The following is a 14,623-nucleotide window of genomic DNA, read 5'->3' on the forward strand; positions in this document are numbered from 1 at the left end:
CGCGAGCATGATCTCGCCTTCACCCCGGGGCAGGTCTGGGCGGTGCTCCTCGATTTCGAGGGCCATCGCCAGTGGAACCCCTATGTCAGGCTCGAGCTCCTCCACAGCGATCCGATCGCGCTGCGATACTGGCTGCGGATGGCCGTGCGCTCGTCGTTGGTGGCGAACGACACCCGCACATGGCAGTTGTCGAGGATCGCGTTGTTCGGCCCGTAAGCCTTCTCGATCTGATTGAGGCTCTGCGCGATTAGGAAGCTCTGGATGCCGTAGCCGGCCATGAACGCCAGCGCGCTCTCGAAGAAGTCGAGCCGCCCCAGCGCCGGGAACTCGTCGAGCATCAGGAGCAGGCGATGGCGCGATTTGCGCGCCTGTAAATCTTCCGTCAGCCGCCGGCCGATCTGGTTGAGGATCAGGCGGATCAGCGGCTTAGTGCGCGAGATGTCGGACGGCGGCACGACGAGATAGAGCGTCGCCGGTCGTGCGCCCTCGACGAGATCCGCTATGCGCCACTGACAGGTGCGCGTGACCTGCGCGACCACAGGATCGCGATACAGTCCCAGGAACGACATGGCGGTCGAGAGTACGCCGGATCGCTCGTTGGCCGATTTGTTGAGCAGCTCGCGGGCGGCGCTGGCGACCACGGGATGAACGCCGGCCTCGCCGAGGTGCAGCGTCGTCATCATCGCGCGCAGCGTGGACTCGATGGGCCGGCGCGGGTCGGACAGGAACGCGGCGACACCGGCCAGCGTCTTGTCCTCGCCGGCATAGAGGACATGGAGGATCGCACCGACCAGCAACGCGTGGGAGGTCTTTTCCCAATGGTTGCGCTTTTCGAGACTGCCTTCGGGATCGACCAGCACGTCTGCGACATTCTGCACGTCGCGGACTTCCCACGCGCCCTTGCGGATTTCGAGCAGCGGGTTGTAAGCGGCCGACGCGGCATTGGTCGGATCGAACAACAGCACCCGCGCGTGCCGGCTGCGGAAGCCAGCGGTGAGCTGCCAGTTCTCGCCCTTGATGTCGTGAACGATGGCCGAACCCGGCCAAGTGAGCAGTGTAGGGACCACGAGGCCGACACCTTTGCCGCTCCGCGTCGGCGCGAAACACAGCACATGCTCAGGACCGTCATGGCGCAGATAGTCAGGACCAAGCCGCCCAAGCATGACGCCATTCAACCCTAGCAGTCCGGCGGCGCTGACTTCCCTGCGGGTTGCCCAGCGCGCCGAGCCGTAGGTCTGCGCATTCTTCAGCTCGCGTGCGCGCCAAACCGACATGGCGATGGCAACGACGATCGCGGCGAAACCGCCCGACACGGCGATGAAGGCTCCGGTCTGGAATATCTCCGGCGCATAGGCATCGAACGAGAACCACCACCAGAAAAAGGCCGGCGGCGGATAGACGGGCCAGTCGCCCAGCATAAACCACGGCGCTCCAAGCTCGGGCTGATAGGCGAGCGCCGTGGCCGTCCATTGCGTCGCGCCCCAGACGGAGGCGAGCACGATCAGAAATACCGCGAAGATCTGGCCCCATAGGATCTTTGTCGCAGACATAGCGCTAAGATCGGAGGGCGTCGGTTATGGAATCAAGCCGCGACTTTCCGAATGGAAAGCCTAGCGCAGAAATACAGGGGATGGCGTAGCTGTACGGACAGCAATGCTGGAGGTATCGCTACTCCCAAACGCGCGGTAATAAACAAGCAGTCAAGCTACCCGAGCATCACGCCGTTACGCCGCTTACTAAGAACGGCCATGCAGCTGGCGAAAATCTGTCGCTGTTTCTCCACCGGAAAGGCCTTCTCTGCATCGTCGGCGGGGAACCAGCGCGCATCGGCTACCTCCTTGGCCTGGAGGCACAAAGGGATATTCTTGTCGATCCTGCAGGAGAACATAACCGCGTCCTGGCCATCATGGTCAAGCGCGCGTTTCGCCTTGTGTTCCGGCGAGTAGATGAAGCGGTTCGTCACGGGAATCTCTTCAAGATCGACGTCCAGGCCGATACCGAGTTCCTCGGAAAGCTCCCTGCGCATCGCGGCGACTGGCGATTCTCCATTCTCGACCCCGCCACCAGCGAGCGTCCATTCGCCTTCGCGATAGCCATGCGGGCGCACCAGCAGGACTTCATCGTCGTCGTTGATCACTACGGCGCGCACCTTGCGGCGCAGCCGCATCCCATCGGCTTCAATATAGGCTGTCATGGCGTGCAGGATGGCAGCCTAAGGTTGAACTATCGTAAATCGCTGTCTTCCGCGGTTCCGAATGCTGACAGGGCAATCGCATTTTCCGCTGCGCATTGGCACAAGAACTTCGCGCAATGCAGCCGGGCGCAGCTGACGCCCCCTCAGTCAAACCCGGCGATGGCCATACTCGCGGCGGGAGATCTCGTGGGCGGCATAGGCCAGAAGCAGCGCGGCGAGCACGCACCAGCCGGACATCCAAAGAAGCTGTTCTGGCAGGCTGACGCCGAGATCGATCAGAATGCCCGTGAGGCCGGGGCCGAGCGCGGTAGCCAGCACCATTGCGGATACCGTCATGGCTCGGATGCCACCAAGATTTGCGACGCCATAAACCTCCGGCCACAGCGCACCTAGCAATGTCGAGGTGAAGCCGTTGCTGATGCCCAGCAGGAACATGAAAACATAGATGCCCCAGAGCGGCGTTATTAGCGCGGCAGTGGCAGAGGCGACCGCCAGCGGTGCGAGAAACCAGGGCAGCAGTCTGATCGCGCCCAAACGGTCTACCAGATGGCCGCAAACGAACCCGAAAATGATTGTCGAGACTGCCATCACCGGAAAGGCTGCGGCGAAGCTGATCGCGTCATAGCCGCGCAGCGCGATGAAATAGCCCTGATGAAAAAATATGGTAGTCCCGATGAAGGGCGGTGCGAGCGTGCCGGCGAGGAGTAGATACAGCATCGGATCGCGCGCAACCTCGCTGCGGCTCCAGTCGCGCGCGGTCCTTCCGGCTGCCATCGCTGATTCCCTGGCATGCGGAACGCGTTCGACACGGGTCAGAACAAGCAAGCTCGGGCAGGCGAGAACCAGCAAGGCGGCGGACGCAACCCAGGCCGCCTGCCAGCCGAGCGAGTCGCTGACAAGGACATAGGCGATGGGCAGCAGCGCCGTTCCGGCCTGAAGTCCCGGCGTCACGATCGCCATGGCAAGACCACGGCTCGCAACGAACCAGCGGCCCACCTCGGTAAAGGCGATTTCCGTCATCATGCCTTGGCCAAACAGACGGAGTAGAAAGATCGCCACGACCAAGACCGCAATATGCGGCGCGAATGCGAGCAGCAAACAGGCGAGCGCCAGCAATGGCATGACAAAGCGCGTAACCTTCCAGCCCGGCATCAGGTCAAGGCTTCGGCCAAGCCAGGGCAGGACTGCCGCGCTCGCCAGGGTCGCGGCCATGTAGATCAGTCCGAATGCACCGCCGGAAAGGTCGAACCGCACACGAAGTTCATTGCCAGCGAGGCCGATAAAAAAGGTCTGGCCGAAAGATGAGAGCATCAACAGCAGGAAGCCTCCGGCAAGCCAACGAAAATTATCACGAAGAAAGCGCAACTGTTCCTGCACCACTACCTCAATGGCCAATTGCCAAGGGCGCGGGATTCGCGCCATCAGCAAGCGGCTATGCAACTGGCCTTCGGGAAAGACTGGATCTGCCCTGTCGTGTCGCGGCTATGCGCGGCAGCAACCGCGCGAACTCCTTCGCCACCAGAATCCAGTCAGGTCAAGGCGGCATCCACGGTTTGTGCGGGAAGTCGTTACGCCGTCAGCCTGGCTTGATTATTCCCGCCCGCGCATAGCATGGCATGAAGGATGCTCGACATTTGTGATCATTGCATTGGGTGACCCAGATGGAAGACCTGGCCATAGCGGCCACCAAGCGAAAGGCAGCATTACATTCAGCCCAGATATCCGACAGCCTCTGCAATCACCCGATGCCGAGGCGGCGCGAAATGTCTAGCGTCCTGATATGGTTGCGATCGCCTTGTCCTTCTCGTCGAGCGCGCTGGTGATTAATTACAATCCAGACGGAGGCTGAGACTGTGTTATTCGGATTCGCTTCTTTTCCTCAATCTCCGAACCTCAGCCCTTGGCGCGGCCGGGGAAAGGGATCACATTGCTCTGACCGCCCAAGCCGACCGCTGGTTCCCCGTTGGCCACCCGTTGGTGTTCGTCTTCCTCTATAACTAGTTTGTACGCGCGGATGTGAATTGGGTCTGACTTGATCCATGAATCCAATCCGGCCCAATCATCGAAATTCTCTGCTTTTCGGCGACGAAGCCAACGGCTAGCGGCATTTACGACATCGGTCGGCAAATCGGTCAACGATTTCTCCATGAGAGCGGACAACTCCCCGGACAGCACCTGTGGGCGGAATCGCCTGGCAAATGTGCGCGCCCAGGTGCCTGATCGGCACGACACGCCGCCTAGCGACCACAGACGGTCGGAAATGAGATTGTCCGCAGTTATATAAGGCACGACGGTGTGCGTCGGCGCTATGGTGGCCCGGCGGATAAGCGGCCGGGATAGCCATCCGGAGTTTCACCGGATCCTAGCGTATTGGGAGAAATCCTATCCAGATTGATGCGAGCATGCAAGTGGGGCAAGCCCCCCCGAAAGGAAGCCAATCACGCTGTTCGCGGGATGGAACTCATGGCGTAGAGCGCATGGGAACGGCGTCGAGCAGTGCATCCCGGCTCTGAGAAGCGCAGGGATCAGTCGATAGACGCGCGCCTGACGCTCCAAAGCGATCGCGGCCAAGTCCAGACAGGCCCGGACGATCTCCTGCTCTACCTCGCTCGGTCCCCGTGCCTCCCGGAAATATAGGGCGAATGCGCCCAACACCATGCCGCTGCTGCCGACAATCGGATTCGACCAGCAGGCGGCAAGACCGGCATGAAGCGCCTCGGGCCGGACAATCTCCCACCGGGGGTCAGTTGCAATGTCGGTTACAGAAACGGGCTGGTTGTGAAAGACGGCCGAGCCGCACAATCCTGCCATCGGCCCCGCTGGCACACCATCAATCAGAGCTTTGAATTCGTCCGACAGACCAGGGGCAGCGATAGTCTGCAGCAACCCGGCTACATCCGTTGCAACGATCGAGCAGAGCGCCTCTGGAATTCGCGCTTCGATTTGAAGGCAAAGCTGTTCCATGGTCAATTTCAGAGGATCGCCACGGGCGATCATCTCTAAAATCGTCTTCTGAAGCAGCAGCATCGCCCATCTCGGTCACGCAATTTACAAATCGCGGTTGAGAATAGCATTGCGGGGTAAAGTCGATCTTAACGGGCTAGCGATCCGAGCCAAGGAATTCGAGATTGGTCGCCGACATTCGGCCATCTCTCCCTTCCTTCAGGTCGAAGCTCCAACGCTGGCCTTTCTTGATGGCTTCCAAACCGGCTTTTTCGACCTCGGAAAGGTGCAGAAAGACCTTCGGCTGCTTGTCATCGCGCGAAATGAAGGCCCAGTCGCCATCGGGGCCGATATATTTGACGGTTCCGGATGGCATGGCTGGGTTCAGCTCTCCCTTGCACACTCGATGCAGGTCGTGACGGCAGGATTGTGTTCGAGCCGGGCAGGCGCGATCTCATCGCCGCATTTAAGGCAGTAGCCGAATTCGTCTTCGTCGATGCGCCGCAGCGCGGCATCGATGGCGGCGCGTTCGGTTTGCCGGCGCCGCGCCTGGGCAAGAGCCATCGCCTGGACCTGCATCGCGTCGATGCGCGAAAGCCGACCCACGCTATCCTGATCCAGAGTCACGGGTGCGCGGTCGGCCTGCGACATCTGGTCCTCGGCGAGAAGTTCCTCGCGCCGGGCGAGGATCTTTTCACGAAAGCGAGCAAAGTCGAGCGCCATGTTACCGCACGAGCAGCACCGGCACATGGACGGTGCGAATCATTGTCGTCGTGGTGCTGCCGACAATCAGGGTGCGGATGGGTGAATGGCCATAGGCACCCATAACCAGCATGGCCGCCGAGGTCTGTTCGACGACCTTGGCGATGACCGCTTCGGGCTTACCGCGTTCGAGCGTTGTCGTAATCTCCCGCTCCGCACCAAGACGCGCTGCGGCACCGTCCAGCGCACGCCGGTGAGCCTCATTGTCCGTGTCGGCCATGACGATGTTGACGGGCAGGCCGGTGAAGAGGGTGGACTCGACAAGTCGGCCCAGCGCCCGGTCGGCGGCGGGGCTGGCATCATAGGCAAAGACGATATTGCGCGGCTCTGCATATTCGCGCGACGCCACCAACACCGGCTTGGTACTGGCACGCACCACCCGCTCGATCTTCGATCCGATATGACCGGTGGCGAATTCATGGCTGGCGCCGCGCTTGCCGATCACCACCACGCGGGCGCCTTCTTCGCGTTCCAGGATCGTCTCGACGATGCCGCCGTGACGATGGAGCGTGCGAACGTCGAAAGCACCGCCGTCGCGCAGGCGCTTATCGCCTGCGGCCAGAAGCAGGCGGCCGCGTTCCACCTTGAGCTTCGCGTCGGCAGCCTCCAGCTCAACCAGCTCTTCCATCAGGCTGGTTTTCACTCCCAGCCCGATAGCGCCGGACAAGTCGTGGCGGGCAGCAACCGCATCGCTGCGCTGAACCACATGCAGCAGTTCCACCGGCATCTGCAGACGCTCGGAAGCCCATGCGGCAAGATCGCAAACGCTGTCGGCGTAGCTCGACGCATCAATACATGCGAGGACGTGTTCCATAGTGCTGATCCTCTCAATGCCCGCCGAGTTGCGCTTCAGCGCCCGGCTTGTCGTGTATTGCGAAACGATTGATCATCGAAGCGCTGGCTTCGTTGAGCCCGACCATTTCGACTTCGGTACCCTCACGGCGGAATTTCAGGATCGCCTTGTCGAGCGTACCCACCGCCGAAATATCCCAGAAGTGGGCTTGTGACACGTCGATCACAACGCGGTCCAGAACTTCCTTGTAGTCGAACGCTTCGACGAAGCTTTCCGAAGAAGCGAAGAAAACCTGGCCGGAGACGTTATAGCGCCGCGAGAGGCCATCGGCGGAAAGCTCCGACTCCACCGTGAAGATGCGCTTCACCTTGCTGGCGAAGAACAGCCCCGACAGGATCACACCGGCAAGAACGCCCTGCGCCAAATCGTGCGTCCACACCACGATCACCACAGTCACGACCATCACCACGGATGACTGCCACGGATGGTGGCGGATGTCCTTGAGCGAACGCCATGAGAAGGTGCCGATCGAGACCATGATCATGACTGCAACGAGTGCGGCCATTGGGATTTCGGCTACTATCGGTCCCAGAACGACAATGAGGAATAGAAGGACCACTCCGGACATGAAGGTCGAAAGGCGCGTAAAACCGCCCGACTTTACGTTGATGACCGACTGTCCGATCATCGCGCAGCCGCCCATGCCGCCCAGGAAGCCGGTGAAGAAGTTAGCGATGCCCTGTCCCTTCATCTCACGCTGTTTGTCGGATGGGGTATCGGTCAGATCATCGACGATTTGGGCGGTCATCATGGATTCGAGCAGGCCGACCGCTGCCATGGTCAGCGAGTAAGGCAGGATGATCTGGAGTGTTTCCAGCGTGAATGGTACATTCGGGATCAGCCAGGCTGGCAGGGAAGACGGGAGTTCGCCCATGTCTCCAACGGTACGGACATTGAAGCCTGTGTAGTAAACCAGTGCGGTGAGAATGACGATCGCCACCAGCGGCGAGGGCACTGCCTTGGTCAGATAAGGGAACAGGTAAATAATCGCGAGACCGCCCACCACCAAAGCGTAAGTCAGCATCGGCACGCCCGTGAGTTCGGGCAATTGCGCCATGAAGATCAGGATCGCCAGTGCGTTGACGAAACCGGTAATGACGGAGCGCGAGACATATTGCATCAGCATGTTCAGGCGCAGGAAGCCAGCAACAAGCTGGATCACGCCCATCAGGATCGTGGCGGCGAACAGATAATCGACGCCGTGGTCCCGGATCAGCGGCAGCACCAGAACGGCAATCGCGGCGGTCGCGGCCGAGATCATGCCCTGCCGGCCGCCGACTAGTGAGATGATCACTGCAATGGAGAACGAGGCATAGAGGCCGACGCGCGGATCGACGCCGGCGATGATTGAGAAGCCGATGGCTTCGGGAATGAGAGCAAGCGCAACGACGATACCCGCGAGAACGTCTCCTCGGGGGTTCGATAACCACTCTCGCTTGATAGATTGCATGTTTGGCATGAATACCCCGGTAAACTTAAACGAGAGACAGTTCGCGATCGTTGACCGATGATCTTGAAATATCTCGGCTTTTGCGATCGTGATCGGTGATGTAATCGCGGGTCAACGGCACAGCATCGGCCCGCTTTGCTAGCTGAATCTGGAAGTTCATATGCCCCTGCGCGCGGAAAGCGGATTCGCTGGTCGCCAGATAGAACTCCCACATGCGACAGAAACGCTCATCATAGAGTGCTGCAATTTCCTCACGACGATCCGAGAAGCGTCTGAACCAGTGAACCAGTGTTTCGGCGTAGTGCAGTCGCAGAATTTCTACGTCCGTCACCCATAGCCCGGACCGCTCGATCGCGGGCAGTACCTCCGACAGCGCGGGGATATAGCCTCCAGGGAAAATGTATTTGGCGATCCAGGGGTTCGTTATGTCCGGCCCGTCCTTGCGACCGATCGAATGGATGACCGCGACGCCATCATCAGCAAGCAGGTTTGCAACTTTTCCGAAGAACTCGTCGTAGTTCGGCACCCCCACATGTTCGAACATTCCGACGGAGACGATCCGGTCAAAGCTTCCGGTCACATCGCGATAATCCGTGAGTGCAAAGCGGACCTTGGTTCCGGCGCTCCGCTCGGTGGCGATGGCGAACTGCTCTTCGGAAAGCGTGACACCATGAACTTCGACGTCGGCCGCGCGCGCGATTTCGAGTGCCATTCCGCCCCAACCGCTACCGATGTCCAATACCGAGTGCCCGTCCTTGAGAAGCATCTTGCCGATCAGATGTTGCTTTTTCGCTAGTTGAGCCTCTTCGAGCGAGTAGTCTGGCCTAGCGAAATACGCGCAGCTGTATTGCAGGTCATCGTCTAGAAACAGGCGGTAGAGATCGGAGGACAGATCGTAATGATGCGCGACATTACGGCGCGATGCAGCACGATTATTGGCCTGTTGCATGGCGCGAAGGATGCGTAGTTTGAGAGTTCCTGCCGTCGTCCTGGAAAAGGCAGCCGCCTCTTGGTTCCGGAAAATTACGTCGAAGAAGGATCGTATGTCGCCGGACACAATGGTCAGCGCGCCGTCCATATACGCTTCGCCGAGCGCGAGATCCGGATTAGCCGCTATCTTCGCCGCGCCTTCCGCAGTGACGCCAATTACGACCTCCGGCCCCGTGCCGTCGCCAAAGCGCAAGGTTTGTCCGGTGCGACTGCTGAGAAAGGACAAGGTGCCTCGCTGCACGATCTTCTCGATCAATGCGGCAAGCACGCGCGGAGGATGAATGAACGCCTGATTGTGCTGATTGTTGTGAGCTAACACGCTCGCCATCTATATAACCCCCATTAGCTCAGCATGACGAGCCGGCAGACGCGCCGAAACGAGTCGTCCGAAGAAACATGCCGAAGATGAATGACAGGCGCTGCGAGGCGATCTCGTGTCGATCGCGATCGCGCTGCCTGGTTTGCGGTTACCCCGGGGATAGGCGCCGGGCCGAGCCACTCGGCAGAACCGAGTCCAGCGGATGACGGTGCCGGTACGCGAGTTCCGCTCCTGCCGCAAGTGCGAACATGCAATTTCTTGCAAGTCAAATATCTGCGAAGCGTTTAGTCTGTCTTGGATGACCACGATGTTCGAAGAAATCGACTGGCGGGAGACGCCTATTGGCGAGCTGGTGCTGCGGCGCCGGCGGCTGCACGCCGACGGCGAAGACATATGGGAAATCAAGCTCAACGGCGGCTATCTCATGTCGAGCCAATTCGTCGAGGGGGAGATCGCCTTGACCCATCTGGCACTCGCGATGGCCGATGGCGACGCGCTCGACGTTGTCGTAGGCGGGCTCGGCCTTGGCTATACAGCCCAGGCCGCCCTCAATGATCCCCGGGTCGGCCGGCTAACAGTGATCGAGCTGATCCCGGAAGTGATCGAATGGCACCGGCAACGCCTGCTGCCCCTGGGAGAGGCCGTGGCGGGCGATGCACGATGCCGTTTGCAACAGGGGGATTTCTTCGCGCTAGCCGCGGAGGCGGGCGGCTTCGACGCCTGCGCCCCGAACAAGCTGCATGACGCGATCCTGATCGACATCGATCATTCGACCAAACATTTCATCGACGATGCGAGCGCCAGCTTCTACAGTGAAACGGCCATTTTCACGATCGTGCAGAAGCTTAAACCGGATGGTGTCCTTGGCCTGTGGTCCACCGATGCGGAAGATCAGGGCTTTGTCGCAGCGATGCAAGGCAGCTTGCGAGATGTCCGGATCGAGCGGGTGGAGTTTCCCACTCCGTATCGGGAGGAACCTGCCTTCAACCTAATCTATCTCGGTCGTAGACCGTGAAGCTATGACTTAAGTCATTTTCAGGCCCGGCAGAGTGCGACCAGTCAACGCAGCAGGCAGACGGATTGTAATACCGAAGCGACACTGCAGCCGTCAGCGGGCGAGATGGGCTTCTGCGGCAGTGACGAAAGCCCCCCGAAATCGCCAAGGCTCATCTGCATCGCCGTTGAGAGCTATCGTCTCGGCGATGAGGTCGAGCGCCGCTGGAGCGCTTCCGGTTCCCTTGGGCAGCGGCACTGAAAGGATGTCCGCCAAGGCCCTTGCCAATCGCACGAGGTCGCGGATCAACGCATCTTCTTCGGCTCCCGATCGACGCTGAATCTGCTGAGGCGAAACCTCGGGTCCGTCGCGCAAGACTTCCAAAAGATGGTGCAGTGGTCCGGTAATCGTGCGCGAAGCCAGAGCCAGCGCCAGTTCGAGTTCTTCAGGGGATGGAAGGTTGCCCTCGCGACGTTTGGCCCTGCTTTCGAAATCACGGTCGATCTGGCTCTTCAGATCATCGAGCGCGCCATCGAGATCCGACCCACTTCCTGTGAAGACACAGGTTTTTCCAGCGTAAGCGACCGCGGAGAATCCATCTCCTCTCTGGCCAGCGATTAACCGGTAGTGCCGGTAGGTTTCGTCGGTGCTTCTGCGCACCGGAACTCGGCTGGTGCTTGAAACGGGGGCGGTGGAACCGAGCAATAGTAATCTCCTTCGCAGACCATGTGTACGGCAGGCGAACGAGACTGGCGGCAAACCCCCACTATCGGGTTTCCCTGGCGATACCCCCGGTTTCGAGCTTGCTGCCAGGAGCGAACTCCCGGGAGCACGCAAGGACGATTGTCCGAGCCGTGTCTCGAGCGCTTGCGCAAGCTTTCGACCGGGATGCTATGCTGGAAATTGTGAAGCGTGCGCTTCGCGCCAAAACGGCATCCGTTGGCGAGCCCATAGGCTCTGCAAGCCGCCTTGTGTAGCCCTCGATTGGTGATGGGGTGACATTACGGCCGGATTGCATTACTTAGGCACCACTTTTCCGGCGATCGTGCATCACCGGATCGGGTTTCCGATCATTTAGACGGATTCTCGCGAAACACGGAGGTCTTGGCCTCGACGGCATGCAGCCGGCGACGCTGAATATCTCCAGGCTCCGGCCGAATCGCGAGATAACCAGCGTCTCCCGGCCGCAAGGCCGGTCAGTCCCCTGCATGCCTGCGGCAAGTCTCTGCAGGAGACATGGATGTTAATCGATCAATCATCAACGTCACTCGTTCCGGAGAGCGCGGGCTCGAACACTGCCGGAATACAACCCCTCGCCCGACGCACATTCGCCATCATTTCACACCCGGACGCCGGTAAGACCACGCTGACGGAAAAGCTGCTTCACGAAGGCGGCGCCATCAGGGAGGCAGGCGAGGTTTTCTCCAAGGGCAACAGGCGCCGCGCGCGCTCGGACTGGATGGCCATCGAACAACAGCGCGGCATCTCGGTGACGAGCTCGGTCATCACTTTCGAGCATGAGGGCATCCGGTTCAACCTGCTGGATACACCAGGCCACGAGGATTTCTCGGAAGACACCTATCGCACGCTGACCGCCGTAGATTGTGCGGTGATGGTGATCGATGCGGCGAAGGGCATCGAAGCCCAGACGCTCAAGCTGTTCGAGGTTTGCCGTCTACGCAATATCCCGATCATCACATTCATCAACAAGATCGACCGCGAAGGCCGCTCGCCTTTCGAGCTCCTCGATGAAATTGGCGACAAGCTCGCGCTCGATACGGTTCCCATGTCCTGGCCGATTGGCATGGGCGGCATGTTTCGCGGGCTTTACTCATTCGAAGAGAAACGCGCCTGGCTGGTCGACAAGATCGGGGGCGCGCTCTGTCCCACCGTCATCGACGTGACCGGGCTCGATGACCCGAGACTGCTGACCGGCATCGCCGAACAGACGCGGGATTCGTTGCTCGAAGACGCAGCGCTCGCGGCCGAGGCCTGTCCCGGCTTCTCATCATCGGCATTTCAGTGTGGGGATCTCACTCCCGTCTATTTTGGCAGTGCGCTTCGCAAATACGGCATTGGCTCGCTGCTCTCGGCGTTGATCCGTCATGCGCCACCGCCGCAGCCGCAACCGGCATTGCCCGAGCCAATAGAGCCGTCAGCCTGCGATGTTTCCGGGTTCATCTTCAAGATGCAGGCAAACATGGATCCCAACCATCGCGATCGTGTCGCTTTCATGCGGGTGTGCTCGGGTACGCTCAAACGAGGCATGAAGCTCGGCAACAGCCGCACCGGCAAGAAGCTTGGTCTGCACAACCCAATTTTCTTCCTGGCGCGCGATCGTGAATTGACCGAGGAAGCGCGACCGGGCGACATTGTCGGAATTCCCAATCATGGCACCTTGCGCGTCGGTGATACGCTAAGCGAGCGCTCCGGTATTATCTTCACCGGCCTTCCCGACTTCGCGCCGGAAATCTTACGACGGGTTCGCCTCGATGATCCCATGAAGATCAAGCAGATGCGAAAGGCCCTGCTCGATCTTGCCGAAGAAGGCATAGCGCGCGTCTTCCGCCCTCTCGTCGGTTCCAACTGGGTCGTTGGTGTCGTCGGCGCGCTGCAGCTTGAGGTGATCTCGACGCGTTCCGAGGCGGAATACGGCCTCGCCATCGGGTTCGAGCCGACAATGTACGAGACCGCGAGGTGGATCGACATTGCAGATGAGGCGCTTCGCAAACGTTTCATCGCCACCCAGCGCGCCAATCTCGCCGAAGACGGGGACGACGCTCTCGTCTTTCTCGCACGCAACGGTTGGGAACTCGAACGTCTGGAAAAGGATTGGCCCGATGTCCGCTTCCTTGCAGTCCGCGAACGCATCCGTGCGTCGGAGGTTACATGACGAAACTGAACACGAAAAACCTGCTAGATCGGGTTCTAGTGGCGAAGCCAAACGCCACCCCCGACGACGTAAGACGATTAGCCCCTGCGCTGTCGCAACTGCCCGATGGCGAACTCGCTGCGCGGATCGCAAAAGCGCAGCGCCGGAAGGAGCGTGGAGCCGGCAGCCACTAAACCAGGTACGGAATAGACAAAGGAGAACCAATGGATCTGAACGAACTCTTCCATCGCCATCAACTGGCGCTGATAGCCTTCAGTGAAACTTGCTCGCTCGCCGCGCGCGCTGCTGCTGCGCGCTCGGCAGACGAATATGCCGCGAGAATCCACAAGGGCCGGCCTGAGCAGGCTTGCTATCCCGCCGTCCTCAGCGTGCGGACCTTGCTGGCCTTGACTCCTCAGTCTTGAGTTACACCAATCGCAAATCATCATCTGCGAGCGGCGGTCGGTTCCGCCCGCCACTCGCCGGGCTGCAGATTACCCAATCCCAGCGCCGATACTCCACCGCATGGGTCGCAGCGTCGGGTGGCCGATAGCCGCCGTGATGCCGGTTGCATCCTTCCTCGATTGTTAGACGTCACTCTCCACCAAGTTTCTGCGATGGCGGATCGGCGGATCGCGCGGCCAGAGTTCCGGCGCATCGATAGGGCTTGTTGAACAGGATCAACCTCCTGCCTTGGCATCTCACTGCCGACGCTGTGATTTCTCAAAAACGATGCTGTGGATCATCGTCCAACGTGGCCCCCCGGCAGAAAGATTGTCCGACAGCCGTCGTGAAGCTCATGACCGACAAGGCTAGAAGACAGCTCCCCCTGTCACTCACATGATCGCTGGTCCACGACTGCGCTGATAAGCGCTCGCAGGACGGCCAGGGGAACCGTGGGCGCCACCGAGCTGTGTCGTCTATCCCCAAGACTGACCGTTGCGCTAGGAAATATTCCGCATACATCATAACCAACACGCAACTGCCAGTGAGGAAGGAGTTGCGCACTGAGACGCCTACTCTCTGCGGCACTTGAGGTAAATTCTGCCGGCTCGATCTCAAATAACTCGGCTATCGAGGCGTCGATTTGCTTATCGGAACCCGAAACGTTAGCGTCCGCGCTCGTGGTGTAATTTCCGGTGTAGGCGATGGTGTATTCCGGGGTGGGGCATGCCCCACCCCGGAATGCGGCGTCGCTGGTGGCCACCGGGTTCATCGTTATGGTGGAGTTTGCACACTTCAACCG

The 14,623-nt window shown here is 60.0% G+C and carries 14 protein-coding genes, 1 pseudogene and 2 other annotated features; of the genes and pseudogenes, 4 read left to right on the forward strand and 11 right to left on the reverse strand.

Annotated elements, in window-relative coordinates; genetic code table 11:
* Positions 1 to 140: 140 nt before the first annotated feature.
* From traG to JNM03_RS06225, 10 genes and pseudogenes are all read right to left on the reverse strand, one after another.
* Positions 141 to 1,550 (reverse strand): annotated as a pseudogene (gene traG, locus JNM03_RS06180) (IncP-type conjugal transfer protein TraG); the annotation flags it as partial.
* Between the two features lie 155 nt (positions 1,551 to 1,705).
* Complete coding sequence (locus JNM03_RS06185) at positions 1,706 to 2,194, reverse strand: NUDIX domain-containing protein (RefSeq protein WP_234180911.1); 489 nt, start codon at positions 2,192 to 2,194, stop codon at positions 1,706 to 1,708.
* A 147-nt stretch (positions 2,195 to 2,341) separates the two neighbouring features.
* Positions 2,342 to 3,616, reverse strand: a complete 1,275-nt coding sequence (locus JNM03_RS06190; protein WP_294035360.1) for an MFS transporter — start codon at positions 3,614 to 3,616, stop codon at positions 2,342 to 2,344.
* Positions 3,617 to 4,087: 471 nt separating this feature from the next.
* Entirely contained in the window at positions 4,088 to 4,330 is a 243-nt protein-coding gene (locus JNM03_RS06195) for a hypothetical protein (RefSeq protein WP_234180915.1), read from the reverse strand.
* Positions 4,331 to 4,504: 174 nt separating this feature from the next.
* Positions 4,505 to 4,560 (reverse strand) — a sequence feature (sul1 is cis-regulatory element that is thought to sense ions involved in sulfur or methionine metabolism; They are found in Alphaproteobacteria).
* 16 nt (positions 4,561 to 4,576) lie between these two features.
* Positions 4,577 to 5,221 carry a GAF domain-containing protein gene (locus JNM03_RS06200; protein ID WP_234180917.1) on the reverse strand — a complete coding sequence of 215 codons (645 nt, stop codon included), beginning with the start codon at positions 5,219 to 5,221 and terminating at the stop codon, positions 4,577 to 4,579.
* Positions 5,222 to 5,294: 73 nt separating this feature from the next.
* Positions 5,295 to 5,513 carry a cold shock domain-containing protein gene (locus tag JNM03_RS06205; protein ID WP_234180919.1) on the reverse strand — a complete coding sequence of 73 codons (219 nt, stop codon included), beginning with the start codon at positions 5,511 to 5,513 and terminating at the stop codon, positions 5,295 to 5,297.
* Between the two features lie 8 nt (positions 5,514 to 5,521).
* A complete protein-coding gene (locus JNM03_RS06210) occupies positions 5,522 to 5,860 on the reverse strand; it encodes a TraR/DksA family transcriptional regulator (protein WP_294035365.1) in 339 nt (112 codons plus the stop codon).
* Between the two features lies 1 nt (position 5,861).
* Positions 5,862 to 6,713, reverse strand: coding sequence for a universal stress protein (locus tag JNM03_RS06215; protein WP_234180924.1), 852 nt, complete (start codon positions 6,711 to 6,713; stop codon positions 5,862 to 5,864).
* Positions 6,714 to 6,726: 13 nt separating this feature from the next.
* Positions 6,727 to 8,211, reverse strand: a complete 1,485-nt coding sequence (locus JNM03_RS06220) for a SulP family inorganic anion transporter (protein ID WP_234180926.1) — start codon at positions 8,209 to 8,211, stop codon at positions 6,727 to 6,729.
* A 16-nt stretch (positions 8,212 to 8,227) separates the two neighbouring features.
* Positions 8,228 to 9,520 carry a cyclopropane-fatty-acyl-phospholipid synthase family protein gene (locus JNM03_RS06225; protein WP_234180929.1) on the reverse strand — a complete coding sequence of 431 codons (1,293 nt, stop codon included), beginning with the start codon at positions 9,518 to 9,520 and terminating at the stop codon, positions 8,228 to 8,230.
* Between the two features lie 137 nt (positions 9,521 to 9,657).
* Positions 9,658 to 9,711: a sequence feature (sul1 is cis-regulatory element that is thought to sense ions involved in sulfur or methionine metabolism; They are found in Alphaproteobacteria), on the reverse strand.
* A 98-nt stretch (positions 9,712 to 9,809) separates the two neighbouring features.
* Between JNM03_RS06225 and JNM03_RS06230 the strand changes: the two genes are divergently transcribed.
* Positions 9,810 to 10,526 carry a hypothetical protein gene (locus JNM03_RS06230; protein ID WP_234180931.1) on the forward strand — a complete coding sequence of 239 codons (717 nt, stop codon included), beginning with the start codon at positions 9,810 to 9,812 and terminating at the stop codon, positions 10,524 to 10,526.
* Between the two features lie 93 nt (positions 10,527 to 10,619).
* Here the strand turns inward: JNM03_RS06230 and JNM03_RS06235 are convergent, their stop codons facing one another.
* Positions 10,620 to 11,210, reverse strand: a complete 591-nt coding sequence (locus JNM03_RS06235; protein WP_234180933.1) for a hypothetical protein — start codon at positions 11,208 to 11,210, stop codon at positions 10,620 to 10,622.
* Between the two features lie 598 nt (positions 11,211 to 11,808).
* Between JNM03_RS06235 and JNM03_RS06240 the strand changes: the two genes are divergently transcribed.
* Genes JNM03_RS06240 through JNM03_RS06250 form a run of 3 tightly spaced genes read left to right on the forward strand, consistent with a single transcriptional unit; the run spans position 11,809 to position 13,802 of the window.
* Positions 11,809 to 13,398: a peptide chain release factor 3 gene (locus tag JNM03_RS06240; RefSeq protein ID WP_234180943.1), complete on the forward strand. Its 1,590-nt coding sequence runs from the start codon at positions 11,809 to 11,811 to the stop codon at positions 13,396 to 13,398.
* Positions 13,395 to 13,571, forward strand: a complete 177-nt coding sequence (locus JNM03_RS06245; protein WP_234180935.1) for a hypothetical protein — start codon at positions 13,395 to 13,397, stop codon at positions 13,569 to 13,571. Before JNM03_RS06240 ends, JNM03_RS06245 begins: the two co-directional genes overlap by 4 nt.
* Before the next feature lie 30 nt (positions 13,572 to 13,601).
* Positions 13,602 to 13,802, forward strand: a complete 201-nt coding sequence (locus JNM03_RS06250) for a hypothetical protein (protein ID WP_234180937.1) — start codon at positions 13,602 to 13,604, stop codon at positions 13,800 to 13,802.
* Positions 13,803 to 14,623: the final 821 nt, after the last annotated feature.

Source organism: Sphingopyxis sp., assembly GCF_016793825.1.
In the GTDB taxonomy this organism is placed as follows: domain Bacteria; phylum Pseudomonadota; class Alphaproteobacteria; order Sphingomonadales; family Sphingomonadaceae; genus Sphingopyxis.

Bases quoted from the DNA above. Each gene is read 5' to 3' on its own strand.
- JNM03_RS06185 (WP_234180911.1), bottom strand. From the start codon at position 2,194: ATGACAGCCTATATTGAAGCCGATGGGATGCGGCTGCGCCGCAAGGTG.
- JNM03_RS06190 (WP_294035360.1), bottom strand. From the start codon at position 3,616: ATGGCGCGAATCCCGCGCCCTTGGCAATTGGCCATTGAGGTAGTGGTG.
- JNM03_RS06200 (WP_234180917.1), bottom strand. From the start codon at position 5,221: ATGCTGCTGCTTCAGAAGACGATTTTAGAGATGATCGCCCGTGGCGAT.
- JNM03_RS06205 (WP_234180919.1), bottom strand. From the start codon at position 5,513: ATGCCATCCGGAACCGTCAAATATATCGGCCCCGATGGCGACTGGGCC.
- JNM03_RS06210 (WP_294035365.1), bottom strand. From the start codon at position 5,860: ATGGCGCTCGACTTTGCTCGCTTTCGTGAAAAGATCCTCGCCCGGCGC.
- JNM03_RS06215 (WP_234180924.1), bottom strand. From the start codon at position 6,713: ATGGAACACGTCCTCGCATGTATTGATGCGTCGAGCTACGCCGACAGC.
- JNM03_RS06220 (WP_234180926.1), bottom strand. From the start codon at position 8,211: ATGCCAAACATGCAATCTATCAAGCGAGAGTGGTTATCGAACCCCCGA.
- JNM03_RS06225 (WP_234180929.1), bottom strand. From the start codon at position 9,520: ATGGCGAGCGTGTTAGCTCACAACAATCAGCACAATCAGGCGTTCATT.
- JNM03_RS06230 (WP_234180931.1), top strand. From the start codon at position 9,810: ATGACCACGATGTTCGAAGAAATCGACTGGCGGGAGACGCCTATTGGC.
- JNM03_RS06245 (WP_234180935.1), top strand. From the start codon at position 13,395: ATGACGAAACTGAACACGAAAAACCTGCTAGATCGGGTTCTAGTGGCG.
- JNM03_RS06250 (WP_234180937.1), top strand. From the start codon at position 13,602: ATGGATCTGAACGAACTCTTCCATCGCCATCAACTGGCGCTGATAGCC.